Raw genomic sequence first — 18,950 nt, forward strand, 5'->3', positions numbered from 1 at the left:
TCGGCTCAGCCGAACGGGCCGATCCGGCAGCCCTTCGCGGATCAGTCGCTGGCTCTCCGAACGGGCGTCGTACGCCATCAGCGCACCATATCTTGACGCACAGACGGGCCCGGGAGGCCGCGGGCGACAAGGACGTCCTGGTGCTGGGCGTGGACGTGTCGCGGCAAATGCTCGGTTCGGGTCTGCTGGACGAGGTGCACCTGCACCTGATGCCGGTGCTCCTGGGCGCCGGTGCTCCGCTGTTCGCCGGCGTGCGGGCGGAACTGCTGCCGCTGGGCGAGCCCGTCGGCGGGGCGGCCACGCACGTGGGTTGCTCAGTAGTGTTCGGGCCGTGAACCTCAAGATCGACGAGAGTAGCCGCCACGTACGGGATTTCGTCTGCGATTGCTGCGGCAACCAGGCGGACCGGACCTGGGCGCACGTTTACGACGGGGACACGGCCGTGGCGGTCTACTACGCCAGCTGTTACCACCACGGCGGCGTTCACGAGGCGTGGATCGACGCCATCCTCGGCAGTTGGAACACCGGAAGCTTCGACGACCACGTCACGTTCGGTTGCCGGGTCGGGCCGGTCGCCGGCTCGCCGGCACCCGCGGCGACGCTCGTCGATGGCGCGTCCGCCTCGCCCGACAGCCCGATCTTCGGCCGGAAGCTGAGCCGGGCGGAGGGACTGAGCCACCCGCGCATCGCCGATTTCTGGCGGTTGGTCGACACGATCCTCGAACATGACGACCTGGTGCGCCATCACGTGTACGGGTTGTAAATGCTCCACTGTGGTCAGTGACTAGCCGGCGCCACTCTGTCGCCACCGGCGCAGACCGCCGAGGGCGGAGTCGAAGAGGCGGCGGCCCTCGATGGCTTCCAGGATCTTCATCAGGTGCCGTGCGGTCGCACCCGTGTCGGGGTGGTCGTCGCCGAGGCCCGCTCGCTGCCGGGCGAGGGTGTCCGCCTGCAGTTCCCGCGCCTCCCGGTAGCGGCGCTGCATGTAGAGGACCAGACCGAGGTTGTACGCCGTCGCGAGGGTGTCGGGGTCGTCGTCGCCGAGGACCCGCCGCCGCCGGGTCAAGGTGTCCTCGTGCCGCCTCCGCGCCTGTGCGTACCGTTGCAGCATGTAGAGGTCGTTGCCGAGGTTGTTGGCCGAGGACAGCGTGTCGGGGTGGTCGTCGCCGAGGATCCGCCGCCGCCGGGCGAGGGTGTCCTCGTGCAGCGCCCGGGCCTCCGGATAGCGCCGCAGCATGTAGAGATCGAGGCCGAGGCTGTTGGCGAACCACAGCGTGTCGGCGTGGTCGTCGCCGAGAGATCGCCGCTGCCTGGCGAGGGTGTCCTCGTGCAGGTCGCGGGCCTCCCAGTAACGGCGCAGCATGCGCAGGTCGTTGCCCAGGTTGTTGGCTGACCACAGCGTCTCGGGGTGATCGTCGCCGAGCACCCGGCGCCGCCGCTCGAGGGTGTCCTCGTGCAGTTCGCGAGCCTCGTCGTACCTCTTCAGCATGTGCAGGTCGACGCCGAGGCTGTTGGCGGACGACAGCGTGGCGGGGTGATCGTCGCCGAGGATCCGCCGACGCCGCGCCACGGTGTCCGCGTGCAGGTCGTGTGCCTCGTCGTAGCGCCGCAGCCTGGACATGTCGAGGCCCAGGTTGTTGGCCGACAGCAGCGTGTCGCCGTGGTCCTCGCCGAGGAACTGTCGTTGTCGAGTCAACGTCTGCTCGCGCAGCTTGGCGCTCAAGTTCCAGCGGCCCTGCTTCGAGTAGGTGTGTGCGACGAGGTGAGCCATGAAGAGCGTGAGTTGATCTGTGGGGAGAATTTCGGCCCAGCGGACCGACAAATGTTGGGCGAGCTCCGCGCCGGCTTCCAACTGATCCGAGAAATCGAAGTAGCGGACAGCTTCACACGAAACCCACCTCAACCCGCTGTCGGTGCTCGCGGCGGGATCGGCCGCGAGCAGTTCCGGCATCAGCTCGACCCACTGTTGCCAGGTCGCCGGGTCTTCCGGTTTCCCTGGGTAACGTTCTCGCCAAGTCCGCCGTTTGGACCGCGCATCGCGGTGACTCGGCACTTCGGGCGAATCCTCGCGTGGCGGCGACGGATCACGGGCGCCGGGAAAGATCTTCGAAAGCGCCGGCAGGTCGGCCAGGATGTTCTCGACGAGGGTGAAGAGCGCTATCAACAGCGCGATGAACGCATAGGCGGTCGCCTGGTCCTGGGGCAGCAGTTTCCGGACGCGCCGCAGCCTGGGCACGGCCTCGTTCACGGTGCGCGACACTTCGGCGGCGTCGGCGCGCGAATCCAGGAGCTCTTTGAGACCGGGCACGACAATGACGACCTCGGCCCGGGATATCGACGCTTCTCTCATCTCGTTGAGGATGACGAACGAGAGCCGCAAGGACTCCTGGGGAATATCGGCCCGACACGTCGGACACTTGATATCAACCGACGATTGCGGCGACCCTTCCGACAGCATGATCCCCGACCTGGTGGTAACCCCACAACGGGGACACATGACGGGAATGTCCACATAGGCATGCTAGCACCGGGACACAATACTAAGGTGATCTTAGATGCGTAATCCGTTCGGGCGTAAACCGTCGCTGATTGATCCCGAAGGACACCATTCGAGTACGGCGAGTGGATCATGACGGTCAATTCCTGCTGCATCCATGGCAGTCGGATGCCGCGCCTGCGGCAGGCTGAAGTGTCCGCGTCGGCAGGACGACAGGTGGTGGGTCCGGCGGAGAGGATAAGACCCATGACACGTCCAACAAGGGTGCTCGTCACCGGCGGTACCGGCGTGCTGGGTCGCGAACTGGTGCCTCGGCTACAGGCTCGGACCGAGGTGCGGGTGTTGAGCCGCCGGCCACCTCCTGGACCTGGTTTCGTCCAGGGTGATCTCGAAACGGGCGAGGGCCTGGCCGCCGCGGTCGAGGACGTGGACGCGATCGCCCACTGCGCGTCCGCGGCCGACTACCGGCGACCGCAGCGGGACGTGACCCAACTTCGCCAGCTCCTCGAAGCGATCGGCGGAGCGCGGCCACACCTGGTGTATGTCTCGATCGTTGGCGTGGACCGGGTTCGGTTCGGGTTCTTCCAGGCCAAACTAGACACCGAGCGGCTCGTCGAGGACTCCGGGCTGCCGTGGACGATCCTGCGTGCCACCGAGTTCCACGATCTGATGCTGACGTTCCTGATGCGTCTGGCCAAGGGTCCGGCCGCGGTGGTGCCGCAGAAGGCACAGTTCCAACCGGTCGACGCGGGGGATGTCGCGGAGCGGATGGCGGAGCTGGTCATGGGGCCTGCGGCTGGCCGGGTTCGCGAGCTCGGCGGGCCGAAGGTCGAGTCCATGGCGGACCTGATGCGCGCCTATCTGGCCGCCGCGCGGCGCCGCCGCCGAGTCATCGAGATCCCCGTGTGGGGCAGGCTGGGCGCGGGGCTCGGCCTGGGCGGCCAGCTCCTCACCGACGACGATCGTGGCTCGGTCAGCTTCGCCGACTACCTGCACGCGCACACTGACGCTGACGGGGTCCTCGACGTCACCAACCGCTGAGAGGCGTTGGGACCTGCCGCAACCGAACCGGACGCAGGGTGCGGCAAGGTTGAGTCCGCAGGCTCCACATGTCGCGGTCTGCGGTCACACGGTCGCGGCTGGTCTGCTTGTCCAGGTGGGAACAAGCTGCGTCGCCTGTCGGTCCCAGTCGGCTGTCCCGCCGGGTAGGGGCCATGCGCGCGTGCGGCCCTCGCTGCGTATGGCGTCGTTGAGCTGTCCGGCGAATCGGCGGGTGATGGCGGCGATGTGCGTCTTGTCGCTGGTTCGCGACTGTTGTCGGCGTCCCTCGTAGGCCCGAACCAGGCGGCCTTGCACAGCCGTGGACGGACCGGCGGCCGGAGCGAGCACGACCACCGCGGGCAGGGTGTACTCGGCCAGCGCCGCGGCGATTCGGTCGTGCCCGTCCAGCACGAGCAACGTGTTGAGCCCGCTCACCCACCACAGCAAAGCCGGCGGCATGATTCCCTCGCGGGCCTGGCGGCGGTAGGACCGAACCCGCGCGGCACCGGCCGGTGACAGAGGCCGCAGCGGCAGAATGTCGCGCTGGTCGTCCTCCGGGTCGCCGCAGCCGAACCAGGTGATGTGGCCGTGGTCGGGGTCGACGGTGGTCAGGCGCTGCCAGTGGCCGGCGACAGTCCAGCTCGGCATGCCCCACGCGAGATTCCAATCGCCGGCATGGAGCGGGCCGTTGTCGGCGACCTGCAGCAGGTCTAGGTACTTGTGGGTCCAGCGCGCGGCCCACGCGTCGTCGTCAAGGCTGGTCTCCCGCATGCGCCGCGCATGGTCGGCGGTGAGCGGCGGCAACGGTGAGCGGTACCGGCCGGTGCGCGCGTAGTAGACGCCCTGATTCCTCGCCCGCTGCACCCCCAAGAGGACGACCTGGTCGGCTTGACGCAGCATGAGCCGGCGTCCGGCCGTCACCTCCACGCGCAGCGCAGGCCGCGCCGGCCCCTTCGCCACACAGGCCAAGCCCACCCAGTGGCCACCCACCGACGCAGGCAAAGGGGTGCGCGTCACGCCGTCATCGTACGACCGGCGCCTTGCGGCTTGAAGATCATCAAAGATCGGTAGGTTGGGTGGCCGACGACGAGTTCACGGCGTTGGGCTGACCTCAGTGTCCGGGGCGGGCGCATCGTCGATGTGGCCGATCACGATGCGGTTGCCGAGCGGGGCCGCGAGTTCGACGTCGTACGGCTCCGCGGGTTGGGCCATCAGCACACAGGGCTGTTCGCGGTCCTCCGGCCCGGGCGTCGACACGATCTCGCTGACGGTCGTGACCGCGACGGTGGTCCTGGTCTCGACGACCTCGACCCAGTAGCGCCGCACTGGATTGCTCGGGCAGGTCCCGTTGCCGGGCACGGCCCACCTGATCTGCCGGCCGTCGCGCGAGAGCTGCGCGGGTGAGATCGTCGCGACGTCGTTCGGCTCGCCGTACCGCCAGAAGGCGGTCTTGTCCACGGCCGGCCACGCCAGCTCTCCCGTGAGGTCAGGCGCACCGAAGAGCCACGCCGGCAGGCGCAGCGGGCCGCGGTCGGTGCTGAAGATCGCGGAGCCGAGCGTGATGCTCGTGACGCGCACGGGCGCGGGGCGCGCGCCCGGTGCGTTGGCGGGCGAGCCGTGCGCACGCAGGTACGCGAACGCCTCGTCCGCCCGCAGGGCTGGGAAGGTGAACGGGCCGCCGGGCGGCTCGACGGCGACGGTCGCCGGTGTTTCGGGCAGCGGTGCGGCCAGCTCGATCCGCCCGGTCATCAGCGCGAGCTTGCCGTCCGCAGTGCGGAATCCGGTGGCCTGGCCGCGATCGGCTGCCACGAACCCGAGCATGCCGTCGCTCACGACGACGATGGGGCGCGGCACGCGGTCGACAGGGAACGCGTCCCAGCCGGAAGGGCTGGGGACAACCGCTTCGGTGGTGACGGCGTGACCGCCTCCGCCGAGACCGGCAGGCTGGGCACAGGCACCCAGCAACGTGAGGGCAGCGAACGCGGTGCAGACGACGGGGAACACTCGTCGCGTCATACGACATGTGACGGCGCCGCCATGGACCCGGTTCCTCGGTAGGCGGATAACGACACGTCAGGTCCGGACGCAGAACTCGTTGCCCTCCGGATCGGCGAGCACCGCCCATCCGGCACGCTCGCTGAGGACCGACGCGCCGAGCCCGACCAGCCGGCCCACCTCCTGAGGCAGATCCTCGGCGAGCAGGTCCAGATGAAGGCGATTCTTGACGATCTTGGACTCCGGCACGAGTTGGAAGAAGAAGCGCGGACGGACACCGGGCGCGGCCTCCACGAGCACCGACGGGTCGTCCTCGGGATCGAAGATCCCATTGGCGCGCAGTCGCGCGAGCTCATCATCGTCGTACGGCGCGACGGCGTAACCGTCCAGGACCGCGGCCCAGAACCGCGCCAACGAGGCAGGATGCCGGCTGTCCACGACAACATCATGAATCCGAGCCATCGCGTCAGCTTGCCACCGCCCATCAGCGCGACGGTCAGGGGTGACGGGCGAGTCGGCCTGTACGCCGGATTCTCGCCGCTGCACAGGCGCTGAGCTGGACGTATTCACGTCACTCCCCCGTCTGGGCCGTCGCTGGGCCGTCTGTGCTCGCATCGGGCCTAAACAGGCGGTCGATCGCGCGGCGGGTGCGTTCCTCGCTCGCCGGCATCAGGTGGGTATAGACCCGCAGCGTGAATCCAGGGTCGGAGTGTCCGAGGTAGGCGGCCAGTGCCTTGATACTCTCGCCGCCGTCGAGCAGCGCCGAGGCGTAGAAGTGCCGGAGCGCGTGCATGCCGCTCGCCCGTCCCGGCGGGATGCTGGCCGCCTCGATGGCCGGGTGCCAGACCTTCGCGTCGAACCAGCTCCGGTTGACCGCGTTCCGCCGGCCGGTGACGAACACGAGCCGATACGTCCGACGATCCTCGCTCGCCGGGTCCTCCCAGGGCAGCGTTACGGCTACCGGTGGGTACTCCTTGATGTGCTGACGCAGCACGTCGGCAACGTAGCCGGGCAGCGGCACGCGGCGGTCTAGGTCGTTCTTCGGTAGCCCGAAGACCAGGCGCGAGCGGACGCGCTTGACCTGCCGGACCACGTACAGCCAGCCGTCAACGAAGTCGACATCATCCTCGGCGACGCCGATTATCTCCCCCTGACGCATGCCACACCCCGCGCCCAAGTCGACCATGGCGCGGTACCGATCAGGCACGCCGACCCGGATCGCGGTGACCTGCCCGAGCTGCCACGGCACAACCTGACGAGCCACCGCACGCGGTTGCTTGACCGAACGTGCCGAGCACGGGTTCTTCGCGATCCGTTCGTCATCGACCGCCGCGCCGAGGATCGCCCGAAGGTGCGCGAAGATAACGCTGCGGGTAGCCACTGCCAGCTTGCCCGCTATGCCTCTGTCCCACTCTCGGACGTGGCCGGGCTTGATGGCCGCGAGCTGGCGGTCGCCGAAGAACGGATGCAGGTGCTTACGTACCCGCAGTTCCGTACTCTCCCGCGTCGACTCATCTACGTCCTGCGTTCGCAGCCACGTCTCCGCATACTCCCGGAACGTGATCCGCCCGGCGTCCGGGTCGATGTAGGCGGCCCGCAGCTTGTCGGACTCGACGGAGATCAGAAAGTCCTCAGCACGCTTCTTAGCCCGATCAGGGAACGACTTGGCCCGCTCCCGACCGTCCGGCGCGACGTAGCGGACACGGTAACGCTGCCCGGTGCCGTAGCGGGCGGTCCGGACCCGCTCGGTTTTCCCGCCGGGCAGTTTGATGGTTTTGTGCCACCGGTCCTCGATGTGACCCATGCTCAGGCCACCTGCTCCCGGAGCCACGCCCGCACGTCGTCGGGGTCGTATCGTAGGTGCCGGCCCACCCGAGCTGCCCTCGGTCCGTAGCGCCGCTTGCGCCAGGTGTAAAGCGTCTCGACCGGCACTCGCAGGTACGTAGCGACATCTTCGGCCGTCCATCGTGGTTCGTCCGCGACCGCCACTGAGTGCTCCTTCCGGTGTCAAGGCGGGTTTGACAGTGAATCGCCTTACGCGGCCAGGGCCGCCAGATCGGTGCGGGCGAGTTGTTGATGTTCTCTAGCGAGGGCTGCGGATGTGTTGGCGAGGATGGCGTCTGCGGTGGTGTGCCAGCCGATCCCGGTCATTTGGAGCAGGTTGACGACCACCGTGGTGGTCGTCTCGCTGGTCTGGTCGGGTGCCGGGTGCCGGGCAGCGTTGAGGGTGCGCCGGCGCCAGGCCGTCCGCTGCTGCCGTTTGAGCGCGAAGGTGACCCGGTGTCGGCGTGATTTGGTCAGGAAGTGGCCGCCGAACCCGAACCGGTGGGCGTAGCGGCGTAGCCGCCGCCACGGCGCGGAAGGGTCCCGGGTTGCCTCGGCGATCTCGGCGCAGCTTCGGTGGGCGCAGCCGGGCGGGCACAGCGGCCCGGACAGGGTCGGGTGCCAGGCCGGGGGTTCCGCGATCGCGGCGCAGCTTCGGTGCGCGCACACGCGCGGGCAGACCGGTCCGTGCAGCGGCCAGCGAGGACGGCCGAGCGTCCAGCACGCGTCGATGAGCCGGGCGGTGTGGGTACCGTCCGGATCGGCGAACGCGTCGACGGTCTGTGCGGTGAGCCGGCCGGAGACGTGGCCGGTGACCTCGGTGCTCTTGGTGGCGTATTTGGCGACGTACGCGGCGACCTGTTCGGCGGTGATCTCGCCGTTGGCGGTGACGGTGATGGTCTTTGTGTCGACCTGCTCACCCCAGACGATCGGCCACCCGTCGCGGTTGGCGGTGTGCGGGTCGGTGCGGTAGCCGACCACGGCGACGGCATGGCGTACCGCGGCTTTGAGGTCGTCGGCGTCCAGGCCGTCCGGCGGGGGCAGGATCGCGTCCGGGTCGTCCGGGTCGAACCCGTCAAGGCGGATCACGGCATGGAAGTGGATGGCCGCGCGGCGCTGCATCTCGGCGGCTTTACCGAACACGAGCTTGATCCGGCGCGGGTCGATCCCGCGTGAGCGAGCGGTGCGCGCCAGGTGGCGGTTGATGGTGATGTTCGTGCGGCGCCACAGCTCGCCGGGTGACTCGAGGTTCCACACGGCCTGCCCGGCGTAGTCGTAGCAGTCCGGGCACAACGGAGAACCGAGCACGGCGTCGGTGTCGGCGTGGCGGGCGAAGCACACCAGCCGCTTCCCGTGCCGGCAGACGCTCAGGTCGCGGCGGGCGTGGCAGGGTTCGGGCCGACAGTCGCAGCGCTTCCGGCCCCGGCAGGTCCGGGTGTGGTTCTTGACCCATCGGGTGTGGACCGTGCCGAACGACGGCGCGGTGAACGTGGCGAACAGGCCGGGATGCCGAGCGACGGTGTCGGGAACGCCGTCGCCGCCGACGAGCATGGTGCGGACGATCTGGTAGGCGTCGCGCTTGTACCGCGCGGAGCAGGACGGGCAGACCGACTCGGACCGGTTCCCGCACGGCTTGTAGATGACACCGTCGGGCATGTCCGCCGTCCGGACGTGCTCCAGAACGACAGCACGGTCCGGGGTACGCGCCACGGTGTAGATGTCCCCGGCGAGCCGGATCGGGCGCGTGCACGCCGCCGCCGCACGGACGTGGTCAAGCCAGTCCGGGTAGTCGTCGCGGGCGGCACGGGCGATGGCTTGTAGCCGCACATCCGGGGACCGGGCGTACCAGGATGGGACCGTGGTCGGCTCGGCGCATGGGGCCGTACCCGAGACGTGTGTCTCGGGTACGACGGTCAGCGTCGAGACGGTCACCGGGCCGCCCTTGCGGGACGGTTGCCGTTGACAGTCGGAACCGGTGTGGTCGGGTTATCCGGGAGCAGGTCCATGTGCGCCAAGGCTTGGGCCGCTTCTTTGGATGTGATCCGAAGCTCGACGGCGAGTTTGCCAGCGGTGATCGGCGTGCCGTTGTCGTTGCGGTACTGGCGCGCTACCTCGGTGGCCCGCTTGAGCAGATCCGGGGATACGACCGGCAGGGTGAGCTGTGCAGCGTCGGGCACGGAGACACGAGTGTCAGTGGCGGACGGTGCCAGCGCAGGTGCCGGGGTACGCGGAGCGCTCTTGTGGGGTCGGGGTGGCGCGGTGCGCCGCTCGTCAACGGGCGCCGGCCGGGTGGCCGTGCCAGTCGTCGGTGTCGGGTTGATCCGGGAGGCGACCTCGGCCGGGGTCGGAACCTGCGGCCGGTCCGCCACCGTTGCCGGGACCGGGGTCGGTTCCGGAGTGGGCACCGGTTCGGGTGCCTGCCGGACCGGCGGTGCCGGTGTGGTGACGGTTGGGGTTGGGGCCGGCCGGTCCGCGATGGTGCTGCGGTCCGGTGCGGCCGGTACGGATGGGGTCGGTGCCGGGGTGACGGGTTTGCTGCCTTCCCGGCGGATCAGGGCGCGCATGTGCACAGCCAGGGCAGCGACAGCGGGCGGCAGCGCGCCGACGATCGCGGCCAGGACCACGCGCCATAGTTGGTCGGTGGTGGATGCGGTGTGCAGCAGGTGGTACGCCGACTGAGCGGCGATCCCGATACCGGCCGCACCGTAGGTGTTGCGCTTCGCAAACGCCGCGACGCGTGGCGGGACGGGTGACATCCACAGCACCAGCGCGACGACGACATAGCCGTCAACCGCGACGGGCATCAGCCACGCCAGCCGCAACACGAGATCGGCGATGGACAAGGTTGCGGTGAAGCCGGCCAGCTCGGCCAGGGCGACCCAGGTGGTAGCGGACAGGCCGAACGAGGCCGCCAGCACCGCCCACGACGCCACCGACGCGAGCCGGGGCTCACCGTGCTGGTTGTCGGAAGTCATCGCGGGTTCCCGTCGTCGTAGCGGGAGAAGGCGATGACGTTCGGGTTGTCGATGTTGTTGTTGCGCAGGAGGTCCGTGACGACGGCGATGTCGTCGCGGTTGCGGATGGGCAGAGCGAGGTTGATATCGCAACTGCCGTAGCCGAAGCCGTTGTAGTCACGGAACATGTAGGAGACGAAGTAGCGGTAGTTCATCGGGGTTTCCTTCCGTCAGACGAGTCACGCTCGGGTGTCGGGCGGAAGGGGGTCGATCCCCTGGCCGCCCGGTTGGTTGCCGCAGCAGTTGCGGCACCGGTGGCAGGGGCAGGGGTGACGCCGCACAGCGGACAGCGACGCGACGCGCCGCCTTGCCGCTTAAGAGCCCGCTCCAGCGAGCGGGTGCCAGGCCAGGTCCGCGCGAGGGTGAAGCCGATACCGGCCGAGGTGATGACCGCCATCAGACGGGCACCACGACCGGATGCGTGGTCGGCCAGGCGTGCGGGCAGGTCGGTAGTCCAGCCGGTGTAGCGGCCGGCGTGACCGTACGGACGGTCGAAGTGCAGAAGGTAGACGGTTCCGGAGGTCGCCATCACGCACCACCGCCGTGCAGATACGCGGTGACGCGGTCGTCGGATTGTGCGGCTTCCTGCGGTGAGGTGTACCAGTTGCCGCAGTCGTCGAAGATGCATTGATAGGCGTAGTCGGAAACGTTGGTGTAGCGGAAGAGATGATCGGCGTGCCGGTGTGACGGTTCCGGCTTGGGCACCTGGTCACCGACCGCGATGAACACGGCGTTGTCCGGGCGTGCCAGGCCGGGCGGGATCTCGCCCTGGTGCCACAGGTTGTGGGTGACGATCTCCGTGCCGTCGTGACGGCGGATAAGGAACCCGACGCCGTAGCAGCCGTACCCCTTCGGGAAAGCGGCCAGTTTCTCGCCGGGTGGCTCCGCGCAGATCCGGTAGTGGTTCCCGCTGATGATCAGCCCGCCAGGGTTGGCGAACTGTTCCTGCCAGAACTCGCACGTGTAGCAGGCTCCGGCGGCGATCAGGTCCGGCCGCGTCGATCCGCACACCGGGCAGCCGGCGACGGTCGCGGCGGTGGTGAGGCGGTCAGTCATGGCGACCGCCCCCGCCGTTAACGACGATCGGGAACAGGGACGGTGTTCCCTGCTCGGGTGGACGGTTGGGGTTGAAGGTGCGGCGTGCGGTCGAGCCCTGTTTGCGGGCCGACCGGGTGCCGATCAGGTAGTCGAGCTGGTCACCGGTCAGCCGACCGATGGCCTTCTGGTCTTCGGCGCGCCGCCGGTACAGCAGCGGCCGGGCGACGGCCAGGGACGGGCATTCGGTGATGTCGTCGGTGTAGCGGAACCCGCAGCCGGGGCACACGGATCGTGCCGGGCGGCCCGGGTAGTGGTCCGCGAACACCTCCGCGAGGGTGGCGACGGTGACGAGCTGCCCGGCTTGGACAAGGCGTGCGTCCATGGCGCCGGGCCGGTCGGTGCGCTCGCCGAAGCGGGCTTGCGCGGCCTGCCGGGTGACACCGAGCCGCTTACCGATCTCGTCCCACGAGTACCGGTACGGCGGCTTGCGCAGACTTACCACCGCGAGCCGGGTAACCGCGTCGACCTCGGCCGCCAGGTCCACAAGGGACGTGAGGGCTTCGATATCGCCGGCAGCGACCCGACGGCCGTAGGCCCGCAGGATCCGCCGCGCGAACGCGTCGAACTCTGACGCTTCCACGAACCGCTTCGCCCGCTTCTTGCGGGTGCTCCGCGGCTTGCTGGTGTTGTCGGTCATCGGGCACCGTCCGAGGCCGCCAGGGCGCACGGGGTGGTGTCGTCTGCCAACGCCCACTCCTGGCACGTAGCGCAGAAGTAGACCTTCACCGGCTCGCTGTCCGGCATCACCGGGTAGGTGCGTAGCCGCATCGGCATCCCGCAGCAGACCGGCTCGCCGAGATCGGCGCGGCGGTGCATGCGGTCCCACTCGTCAGCAGCCGCGTACAGAGCAGCGATGACGTGTGACACGTTGCGGGCCGGGTCGTCGTTCCAGTCCGCCACGATCTGCTCCAGCCCGATACCGAGCCGGGACGTGAGCGCGTCGGACGGGTCCGGCACGTCGAGCTGACGCACCAGGTGATCGGCCAGGACACCGACCGCCGACGCGCACGCGTACGCGCCGCCGGGGTCGACCGTGATCGCCGGGGTGCCGAAGACCGCCATCCGGATCGCGCCGATGGCGCACGCCGCCGGGAACGCGGCTTCCGGGTCGGCGTACATGTCGCCCTGGCACCAGCCATGCCGGACCAGGTACAGCCCGGCACCGCGCAGCGTGATCGCCGGGGTGACCTCGATCAGGTCGACGTCGGTTCGCGGGGCACCGTCCCAGCGGGGGGACGGGGTGGCCGAGGTTGATTCGGCCTGGATTTGGGTAGGCTGCATCGCAGCTACCTCCCTTCCGTGTTGTGGGGAATCGGGTGGTTGTCAGGCCGGACGGTCGGCGACTTCTTGGCAGTTGGGGCCGGCCGTCCGGGCGTGGTCAGTGCATGTGCTGGACGATGGTCACGCACTTGTGACCACCAACCGCGAGCCCGCCGAGGGCGAGGATCGCGAGAGGGATGCCGAGCAGGCCGAGGCCGAGCGCGGCGGTGGCGTTGAACAGGAACCACACGAGTCCGCCGATGACGGCCAGGGCGCCGAGGCCGAACACGATCCCGAGGCCGAGCCAGAACCGGCGGACCTTACGGTCCCGCTCCGCGATCACGGCGCGGCGTTCGAGCCAGCGGACGTAGACGATCTGATCCCGCTTGCGGCGGGCGATCAGCTCCCGCTCGGTCAGCGACGTGAGTTCGCCGCCGCCGGTGGCCGGGTCGAGGTAGTGGATGATCCGGACTGCCGCCGGCTGCTGTCCCGGCAGTTGCTTGGCCATGAGTGGCCCTCCCTTGGGATTAGGTGGTCAGGCAGCGCTGACCCCGCCGGCCGGGTCGGCTGGCGTGGTGGCTGCCTGCTGGTTGACGGTGTTGCGGAGAGTGGCCGCGTACCGAGCGATCGCCGCGCAGGTGGCGTCATCCAGGTACGCGGACTTGACCAGTTGCGGGGTACCGCCCTCGGCGATGAGCAGACCGACGCCGGGGTTGGTGGGGCTGATGCTGTTGGCCGTCCAGCCCTGCTGTGCCCAGCCGTGCCCCAGAACGATGTCCGAGCTGGAATGGCTGGTGCACCGGCCCGCGAACCGCCACGCGAACAGATCCCGCAGACTCGTGGGGATGATGTCCGAGGACGGTCGCTGCGTCGCCGCGATCACGATGATCCCGACCGCACGACCACGAGCGACCAGATCACGCAGGAGCGCCGCGAACTCTTCGCGATCCTGCTTCTTGCCGACCGTGGCCGAGAAGTAGGCGATCTCATCGATTGCGACCAGGTACGGCGTGAACGCGTCGCCCGGGATCACCTTGCGCCGCTCGCATTCCTCAAGGAACGTGTAGCGGTTGTCCATCATGGTTTGCAGCCGGGTCAGCAGCTTCCTCGCCTGGTCCATGTTCGGGCCTACGAACGCGCCAGCCTCAGCGCAGCGGCGCCACTGACCCAGCTCCACCCGCTTGCCGTCGAGCAGGATCAGCTTGCAGTCCAACGACAACGCCGCGTGCGCGACGATCGCGTTGAGCAGTGCCGACTTGCCCGAGCCCGGCTCGCCGCCGATGAGCATGTTCCGGTAGATCAGCGGCACCCGGACCGGCTGCCCGAACTCATCGATCCCAATATGCACCGGGTCGAAGATCGACAGGACCGGGCCAAGCGTGACCGGCTGGCTTCCCGGGCCGGTATTGGCAACGAGCGTCGGCATGGCGATCACGCCGCCGGCCGGGACTCAGCCGCCGGGGTGGCGGTGTTGAACGGGTCGTCCGGAACCTGATCCGGGGTGAACCCGTCCGAGGCCCGGGACCGGGACATCTTGGTGACCTTCGCCTGCGCGAACTTGAGCGACGGGCCGATCTCGTCCACATCGAGCTGGAACATCGACCGCTTCTCACCGGTCTCCTTGTCCTCCCACCGAGACAGCCGCAGCCGCCCGTAGACGACCACCCGCGTACCCCGGGTCAGCGACTCGGCCACGTGCTCGGCCATGTCCCGCCACGCCGTACAAGTCAGGAACAGCGGCTCGCCGTCCTTCCACTGACCCGACTCCCGGTCCATGAACCGAGGCGTCGACGCCACCCGGAACTTCGCCACCGCCGCCCCCGAGGGGGTGAACCGCAACTCCGGGTCATCGGTCAGGTTCCCGATCACCGTGATCGTGGTGTCTCCTGCTGCCATTACCTGTTCTCCTTCGATTCGGCGCGAGACAGCACCTCGCGCGCCTGGGTGAGTGCGCACGTCAGCCGGTCGATATCAGCCGCCGTGACATAGATGGACAGCTCGCGACCGACCCGGATCACCGCCTTGTCGGGGTGCCCCGAGACCGGTACGACCTGCGGGGGTACGTCGATGCGGAACACCGTTACGTCGATCACCGACGGCCTCCCCGCGACGGGGCTTCCGTGACCGGCTCGTCAACGTCGGCCAGGTCCAAGCCGACCGGTTCCGCCACCGCCGACAGCGACGGCTTCGGCTCGCGGATGTGCGCGAGCAGCGCCGCCAACGGAGACGGCACCAGATCGATGAACGGGTTACGACGGCTCAGGTCCACCCGAACCAGCGCCGCGAACCGCTCCGACGCGCGGACGATGCGTGCCTCGCCGGCCCAGCACGCCACAGCGACCCGGCCGGCCTTGCCCTCCAGATCGGACAGATCCAGACCAGGCCGCAGCCACAGCCACACCCGGGCACCAGCCGGAGTCGGCCGCGCCCACAGGATCAGCGGCAACGCACCCGACCGCGACCGGGACGCCCCACGGACAATCTCCGCGAACACGACCCGCAACCTGTGCTTGACCACCAGACACCACGACCACGCCGACAACCGGCGACGGACCGGACGGACCGCGAACACGGTCACCGCCACCGCCGCCACGACCATCAGCGCGTACCACGGGCCGAGCGTCCGGGCCAGCAACGCCGGACCGAGCACCAGCACCATCAGCGCAGTCAGCTCGACCGACCAACGCCACAGCACCCGCAGCACCGGCCAGACGAATACCAGCACCGCCGCCACGCAGCCACAGACCAGGCCGGCAGCCAGACCGACAGCCACCGCGTACATCGGGTGCCAGAACAACGCGGATACCACGCCGGTCAGCGTCGCCACCAGCGACGTGACTGCAACGAACGCAACGCGAGCCTTCCGCGCATACGCCGCCGACACCGGAGCGTCAACGACCGCGATGGTGCTCGGCTCGCCGAACGGCCGCGCACCTGCCATAGCCGCACCTCCTCTACTTGGACTCGTGAACTTGTGTATACGAGTCTAAGTAGACGATGCGAGCGGTCAGAGCGACTTTCAGATACCGCAGATAGCGGCGAATCGATGCGTCAGGCGGGCAGTCGATAGTGGAGCACGAATGCCGCCGCGTCCATCACCGTGTCGCAAACCTCGACCGGGCGTCCGTCCGCGATCGCAGTGCGTACCAGGTGCATGACCGGCGATCCCGGAGGCAAACGCAGGAGGCGCGTTTCCTCCTGCGTCGGCATGCGGGCGGAAATCTCCTCCTCGTACCGGTCGAAGGTCATGCCCTTGTCTTCCATCCGGGCGTAGATGCCGCCCGGTCCCGGGTTGGGCTGATCGATCGGCGTGCCGTCTGCGACGTCGAGCGGGATGTAAGAGGTAGCTACCTCGATCGGCTGATCCTCAGCGAAGTACAGCCGCCGCCGAACAACCGTCTCCGCGCCCGCGTCGAGCCCAAGCCGAGTGGTCGCTTCGATCGGCGCCGGGCCGCGACCAACATCGAGCACATCAACCCGGAACCTTCGATTGCTCGCCTCCATGTCGACCGTGAAAGCAGCCTTCCCTTCGGCCCGCCGCGAGAACCGGTCCGACCCGAGACGCTTAACCGGCGGTCGCCGACGAACGAACCAACCGCGGCCATGCTCCGCTACGACCAGGCCCTCCGTCACAAGCACGCCGAGCGCGCGCCGCGCCGTGACCCGACTGACGTTGTACGCCGACATGAGCTGACTCTCCGAGGGAAGCTGTGCCCCCGGCTCCCGCTCGCCGCGTTCGACCTCGCCCCGCAGGTAGTCGGCGATCTGCCGATACACGGCCCGGTCGCTAGCAGGATCGATCTGCACGGTCATTGCGCCTCACGAGTGGTATACACAAGTACTAGGACTCGTACACTACCCGCAGGAGCGTAAATCCATGACAGCCAGCGCGCGGCACTCCGTCAGTGTTGCCGCGATCATCGTCAACGACGCCGGCCAAGTGCTGATGACCCAGCGCCGCGACAACGGACACTGGGAGCCACCCGGAGGCGTGCTCGAACTGTCCGAGTCCATCCTCGACGGACTACGGCGCGAGGTCCGAGAAGAGACCGGGCTAGAGATCGAGCCGGAGCGGCTAACCGGCGTCTACAAGAACATGCCCCGCGCGATCGTGGCACTAGTGTTCCGCGCTCGGGTCCTAGACAACTCTCCATCCGAGACCACAGAGGAAGCGGCTCGTATCGAATGGCTGAGCCGCGAGCAGGTGGCGACCCGATGCGACGAGGCATACGCCGTGCGGGTGCACGACGCCTTGGTGGCCAGCGACACTCCCGCGATCCGCTCGCACAACGGAGTGGACCTCTTGCGCGACTTCGCAAGCCTGCCGAGCTGGTAGCCAACATGGACCGATCGGCCACACCCTTCGTTTCGCCCGGCGTCGGCTCACTGCCCGCTGGGAGATTCGCCAGGTGACGGCTGGCTTGGCGTCATCCACGATGGCGACGGATTCGGCAGGACGCTGTTCGCCGCGCTCGGCTGTGGCGATGCCGGTTGGCTCTCCCGTGGCGCGTTGCTTACAGGTGGCACAGCCGGAATGTCCTCACTCGTCGGGCACGGCGGGGGTCCCACAGGGCTGCCGTGAATGAGGTCCCGGAACGGCCGCCACAGCCAGCGTGGACCAGATTGGCCGGCCTCTTCGTTGCATGTCGTCCGCTCTCGGACTGCATCGATCGGGACCACCTGCACTATCCCTCGCGTCTTGTTCAGCAGCGTTACGTGATCTTCTTTGGTCTCCAGGACGTAGATCACGCTCGGATTCCCGGTACCGATTCGTGCCGTTTCCGCCGGCAGCCACATTCCGCCGGCAGCAGCAAGCAGAGTGGCAATTGCTACTGCAATTGGCAGGAGCCACCTACGTGCGTCGAAATGCGCTTTTTCCGGTGAAGCCGGCTTCAAGCGCTCCTTCTTGACCCTACGGGCCATGAGCCCACCCATGGACGAGTAGACAATAGCCACCCAGAGCGGTTGGGGCATCGCCACGAATACCCACGCAAAAAACAGCATGAGGTATGGACCAACACCCGGCGGCAGGCCTGTGGTCGTCAAGCGCTTCAAGCGGTCCACGGTGGGGGCGCGGAAATAGGATGTAAGTAGCGCGCCCAGGACGAAGAGCAGGGCGATCATGATTAGCGGCACGAAGGTAGAGATCAGGATCGCCTGAAGATTCAGCGTCTGGATCAGGTACCGCATGGTGGATTCATCGCCGCCCGCCTGCATGTAGATCCTGACACCGGCCAGCCCGGCCGCGACGGCCGGGAGCAAGACCAGCAGGTCCACCCAACGGTGCCGGAATGTGTGCAGGTCTATGGCCTTCTCCGTCGATTCCGTTGCCACGCGAGCACTCTACGGCGGCCCAGCAAATATGAAAGGCTCTCGGCGAGCGCCAGGATTGGTCGCCGAGTCGCCGGATAATCCGTCAAGCATCAGCCGGGACGGGACTCGTCGGCGGGCCGGGCGCCCGCGGGGGGCTGAACTGTCGCCCGGCCGGGCCGAGCCGGACACGGAGCCGGACACGGGCCGGCCCGAACACTTGTGAGAACTTTCTATACGTCTTCAAGGCGGGCCGCAGGCGGCCCGCTCGCGCAGTCTCGGGGCACGGCGCCTTGCCGCTTCGCTCCCGGCGCCGACCCCGAGCAGCGCTTGGCCATGTGGAGCCTAGGAAGGCCCAGCCGACCAGTAGCCTTCGAGGGGTCTAGAGCCTATGTCCCGCTAAGCCCACGTGACGGGGCAACGCCGCCTAGCGCTTGGCCTGGGCCGCGATCAGCACAGTGAAAACGATATTGAGCGCGAACCAGAAGGGCTGCTCGATCGCATCGGCCACGATTGGAGATTGAGCGCGGAAGGTGAACCACCAACTGTTCACCAGCACAACCACCGCCGATAGCCCAACCAGCTTCGACCGCGGCTGGAGCGCGAAGGCGATCGCCTCGCGGATGGACTGGGCCAAGATTCTGCGTAGAGGAATCGGCAGCTCGGCAAGGTCGGCCGCTGCGGACGAGTCCGGCACCGCAACTCTGAGGGATTCAATCGGAGAGGGGGCTCGGCCTACAGGGGCGCTACCGACCATCGACAGGTCGAAGTTGCTGGCACGGGCCAGGCGGTCGCGAACGCCAATGATCGAATCGGCCGGGCTCTCCCACGCGGACGCCTTGACGAGGTCATTCAGCGGACTTTCCCAGGCGTCGCGGAGACCAGCGACCTTGGTCGCCATAAGCGCGTCA

General features: G+C 68.3%; 24 protein-coding genes. 4 read left to right on the forward strand and 20 right to left on the reverse strand.

Going from position 1 to position 18,950, the window contains the following annotated elements; all coding sequences use genetic code 11:
• The first annotated feature begins 92 nt into the window (after window positions 1-92).
• Both Air01nite_RS38420 and Air01nite_RS38425 read left to right on the forward strand, forming a co-directional pair.
• Entirely contained in the window at window positions 93-335 is a 243-nt protein-coding gene (locus Air01nite_RS38420; protein WP_203708337.1) for a dihydrofolate reductase family protein, read from the forward strand.
• On the forward strand, window positions 332-763 hold the full coding sequence (locus Air01nite_RS38425) for a hypothetical protein (RefSeq protein ID WP_203708338.1): 432 nt from the start codon (window positions 332-334) through the stop codon (window positions 761-763). The genes Air01nite_RS38420 and Air01nite_RS38425 overlap by 4 nt, the downstream gene beginning before the upstream one ends.
• Window positions 764-784: 21 nt before the next feature.
• Here the strand turns inward: Air01nite_RS38425 and Air01nite_RS38430 are convergent, their stop codons facing one another.
• Entirely contained in the window at window positions 785-2,350 is a 1,566-nt protein-coding gene (locus Air01nite_RS38430; protein ID WP_203708339.1) for a tetratricopeptide repeat protein, read from the reverse strand.
• A 393-nt stretch (window positions 2,351-2,743) separates the two neighbouring features.
• Here Air01nite_RS38430 and Air01nite_RS38435 point away from each other — a divergent pair, with 393 nt between their 5' ends.
• Window positions 2,744-3,538 carry an SDR family oxidoreductase gene (locus tag Air01nite_RS38435; RefSeq protein ID WP_203708340.1) on the forward strand — a complete coding sequence of 265 codons (795 nt, stop codon included), beginning with the start codon at window positions 2,744-2,746 and terminating at the stop codon, window positions 3,536-3,538.
• An 84-nt stretch (window positions 3,539-3,622) separates the two neighbouring features.
• Here Air01nite_RS38435 and Air01nite_RS38440 read toward each other — a convergent pair whose 3' ends face one another.
• The 17 genes from Air01nite_RS38440 to Air01nite_RS38520 all read right to left on the reverse strand — a co-directional run bounded on the left by Air01nite_RS38440 (window position 3,623) and on the right by Air01nite_RS38520 (window position 16,542).
• Complete coding sequence (locus Air01nite_RS38440; protein ID WP_203708341.1) at window positions 3,623-4,555, reverse strand: hypothetical protein; 933 nt, start codon at window positions 4,553-4,555, stop codon at window positions 3,623-3,625.
• 75 nt (window positions 4,556-4,630) lie between these two features.
• Complete coding sequence (locus Air01nite_RS38445) at window positions 4,631-5,347, reverse strand: hypothetical protein (protein ID WP_203708342.1); 717 nt, start codon at window positions 5,345-5,347, stop codon at window positions 4,631-4,633.
• A 264-nt stretch (window positions 5,348-5,611) separates the two neighbouring features.
• A complete protein-coding gene (locus tag Air01nite_RS38450) occupies window positions 5,612-5,995 on the reverse strand; it encodes a VOC family protein (protein WP_203708343.1) in 384 nt (127 codons plus the stop codon).
• A gap of 109 nt (window positions 5,996-6,104) precedes the next feature.
• Entirely contained in the window at window positions 6,105-7,337 is a 1,233-nt protein-coding gene (locus Air01nite_RS38455; RefSeq protein ID WP_203708344.1) for a tyrosine-type recombinase/integrase, read from the reverse strand.
• 2 nt (window positions 7,338-7,339) lie between these two features.
• Window positions 7,340-7,522: a helix-turn-helix domain-containing protein gene (locus Air01nite_RS38460; protein WP_203708345.1), complete on the reverse strand. Its 183-nt coding sequence runs from the start codon at window positions 7,520-7,522 to the stop codon at window positions 7,340-7,342.
• A gap of 45 nt (window positions 7,523-7,567) precedes the next feature.
• Window positions 7,568-9,289 (reverse strand): replication initiator, encoded by a 1,722-nt coding sequence (locus tag Air01nite_RS38465; RefSeq protein ID WP_239091260.1) that lies wholly within the window; start codon window positions 9,287-9,289, stop codon window positions 7,568-7,570.
• Complete coding sequence (locus tag Air01nite_RS38470; protein ID WP_203708346.1) at window positions 9,286-10,332, reverse strand: hypothetical protein; 1,047 nt, start codon at window positions 10,330-10,332, stop codon at window positions 9,286-9,288. The genes Air01nite_RS38465 and Air01nite_RS38470 overlap by 4 nt, the downstream gene beginning before the upstream one ends.
• Window positions 10,329-10,526: a hypothetical protein gene (locus tag Air01nite_RS38475; protein WP_203708347.1), complete on the reverse strand. Its 198-nt coding sequence runs from the start codon at window positions 10,524-10,526 to the stop codon at window positions 10,329-10,331. Before Air01nite_RS38475 ends, Air01nite_RS38470 begins: the two co-directional genes overlap by 4 nt.
• Before the next feature lie 373 nt (window positions 10,527-10,899).
• Complete coding sequence (locus Air01nite_RS38480; protein ID WP_203708348.1) at window positions 10,900-11,427, reverse strand: hypothetical protein; 528 nt, start codon at window positions 11,425-11,427, stop codon at window positions 10,900-10,902.
• Entirely contained in the window at window positions 11,420-12,106 is a 687-nt protein-coding gene (locus tag Air01nite_RS41450; RefSeq protein WP_239091261.1) for a hypothetical protein, read from the reverse strand. Before Air01nite_RS41450 ends, Air01nite_RS38480 begins: the two co-directional genes overlap by 8 nt.
• The gene (locus Air01nite_RS38490) at window positions 12,103-12,750 is read right to left on the reverse strand and encodes a DUF6197 family protein (RefSeq protein ID WP_203708349.1); all 648 of its coding nucleotides are present in this window, start codon (window positions 12,748-12,750) and stop codon (window positions 12,103-12,105) included. Before Air01nite_RS38490 ends, Air01nite_RS41450 begins: the two co-directional genes overlap by 4 nt.
• Before the next feature lie 97 nt (window positions 12,751-12,847).
• Window positions 12,848-13,237 (reverse strand): hypothetical protein, encoded by a 390-nt coding sequence (locus Air01nite_RS38495; protein WP_203708350.1) that lies wholly within the window; start codon window positions 13,235-13,237, stop codon window positions 12,848-12,850.
• 27 nt (window positions 13,238-13,264) lie between these two features.
• Window positions 13,265-14,155 carry an FtsK/SpoIIIE domain-containing protein gene (locus Air01nite_RS38500; protein ID WP_203708351.1) on the reverse strand — a complete coding sequence of 297 codons (891 nt, stop codon included), beginning with the start codon at window positions 14,153-14,155 and terminating at the stop codon, window positions 13,265-13,267.
• A gap of 5 nt (window positions 14,156-14,160) precedes the next feature.
• Window positions 14,161-14,625, reverse strand: a complete 465-nt coding sequence (locus tag Air01nite_RS38505) for a single-stranded DNA-binding protein (protein ID WP_203708352.1) — start codon at window positions 14,623-14,625, stop codon at window positions 14,161-14,163.
• Window positions 14,625-14,822, reverse strand: coding sequence for a hypothetical protein (locus tag Air01nite_RS38510; protein WP_203708353.1), 198 nt, complete (start codon window positions 14,820-14,822; stop codon window positions 14,625-14,627). Before Air01nite_RS38510 ends, Air01nite_RS38505 begins: the two co-directional genes overlap by 1 nt.
• Complete coding sequence (locus Air01nite_RS38515; protein WP_203708354.1) at window positions 14,819-15,670, reverse strand: hypothetical protein; 852 nt, start codon at window positions 15,668-15,670, stop codon at window positions 14,819-14,821. The genes Air01nite_RS38510 and Air01nite_RS38515 overlap by 4 nt, the downstream gene beginning before the upstream one ends.
• 110 nt (window positions 15,671-15,780) lie before the next feature.
• Window positions 15,781-16,542, reverse strand: a complete 762-nt coding sequence (locus Air01nite_RS38520) for a GntR family transcriptional regulator (protein ID WP_203708355.1) — start codon at window positions 16,540-16,542, stop codon at window positions 15,781-15,783.
• A 64-nt stretch (window positions 16,543-16,606) separates the two neighbouring features.
• On the opposite strand from Air01nite_RS38520, the gene Air01nite_RS38525 reads away from it, so the two are divergent.
• The gene (locus Air01nite_RS38525; RefSeq protein ID WP_203708356.1) at window positions 16,607-17,065 is read left to right on the forward strand and encodes an NUDIX hydrolase; all 459 of its coding nucleotides are present in this window, start codon (window positions 16,607-16,609) and stop codon (window positions 17,063-17,065) included.
• Between the two features lie 47 nt (window positions 17,066-17,112).
• Here Air01nite_RS38525 and Air01nite_RS38530 read toward each other — a convergent pair whose 3' ends face one another.
• Together Air01nite_RS38530 and Air01nite_RS38535 are read right to left on the reverse strand one after the other, a co-directional pair.
• A complete protein-coding gene (locus Air01nite_RS38530) occupies window positions 17,113-18,063 on the reverse strand; it encodes a hypothetical protein (protein WP_203708357.1) in 951 nt (316 codons plus the stop codon).
• Window positions 18,064-18,466: 403 nt separating this feature from the next.
• Window positions 18,467-18,950: hypothetical protein (locus tag Air01nite_RS38535; protein ID WP_203708358.1), on the reverse strand; the 484-nt coding region annotated here is incomplete at its 5' end.

Origin of the sequence: Asanoa iriomotensis (genome assembly GCF_016862515.1) — a bacterium.
Classification (GTDB): domain Bacteria; phylum Actinomycetota; class Actinomycetes; order Mycobacteriales; family Micromonosporaceae; genus Asanoa; species Asanoa iriomotensis.

Excerpts from the sequence above, each read along its gene's own strand:
- Air01nite_RS38505 (WP_203708352.1), bottom strand. The coding sequence starts at position 14,625 with ATGGCAGCAGGAGACACCACGATCACGGTGATCGGGAACCTGACCGAT.
- Air01nite_RS38450 (WP_203708343.1), bottom strand. The coding sequence starts at position 5,995 with ATGGCTCGGATTCATGATGTTGTCGTGGACAGCCGGCATCCTGCCTCG.
- Air01nite_RS38480 (WP_203708348.1), bottom strand. The coding sequence starts at position 11,427 with ATGACTGACCGCCTCACCACCGCCGCGACCGTCGCCGGCTGCCCGGTG.
- Air01nite_RS38515 (WP_203708354.1), bottom strand. The coding sequence starts at position 15,670 with ATGGCAGGTGCGCGGCCGTTCGGCGAGCCGAGCACCATCGCGGTCGTT.
- Air01nite_RS38435 (WP_203708340.1), top strand. The coding sequence starts at position 2,744 with ATGACACGTCCAACAAGGGTGCTCGTCACCGGCGGTACCGGCGTGCTG.
- Air01nite_RS41450 (WP_239091261.1), bottom strand. The coding sequence starts at position 12,106 with ATGACCGACAACACCAGCAAGCCGCGGAGCACCCGCAAGAAGCGGGCG.
- Air01nite_RS38500 (WP_203708351.1), bottom strand. The coding sequence starts at position 14,155 with ATGCCGACGCTCGTTGCCAATACCGGCCCGGGAAGCCAGCCGGTCACG.
- Air01nite_RS38520 (WP_203708355.1), bottom strand. The coding sequence starts at position 16,542 with ATGACCGTGCAGATCGATCCTGCTAGCGACCGGGCCGTGTATCGGCAG.
- Air01nite_RS38475 (WP_203708347.1), bottom strand. The coding sequence starts at position 10,526 with ATGAACTACCGCTACTTCGTCTCCTACATGTTCCGTGACTACAACGGC.
- Air01nite_RS38525 (WP_203708356.1), top strand. The coding sequence starts at position 16,607 with ATGACAGCCAGCGCGCGGCACTCCGTCAGTGTTGCCGCGATCATCGTC.
- Air01nite_RS38430 (WP_203708339.1), bottom strand. The coding sequence starts at position 2,350 with ATGAGAGAAGCGTCGATATCCCGGGCCGAGGTCGTCATTGTCGTGCCC.
- Air01nite_RS38455 (WP_203708344.1), bottom strand. The coding sequence starts at position 7,337 with ATGGGTCACATCGAGGACCGGTGGCACAAAACCATCAAACTGCCCGGC.
- Air01nite_RS38470 (WP_203708346.1), bottom strand. The coding sequence starts at position 10,332 with ATGACTTCCGACAACCAGCACGGTGAGCCCCGGCTCGCGTCGGTGGCG.
- Air01nite_RS38490 (WP_203708349.1), bottom strand. The coding sequence starts at position 12,750 with ATGCAGCCTACCCAAATCCAGGCCGAATCAACCTCGGCCACCCCGTCC.
- Air01nite_RS38495 (WP_203708350.1), bottom strand. The coding sequence starts at position 13,237 with ATGGCCAAGCAACTGCCGGGACAGCAGCCGGCGGCAGTCCGGATCATC.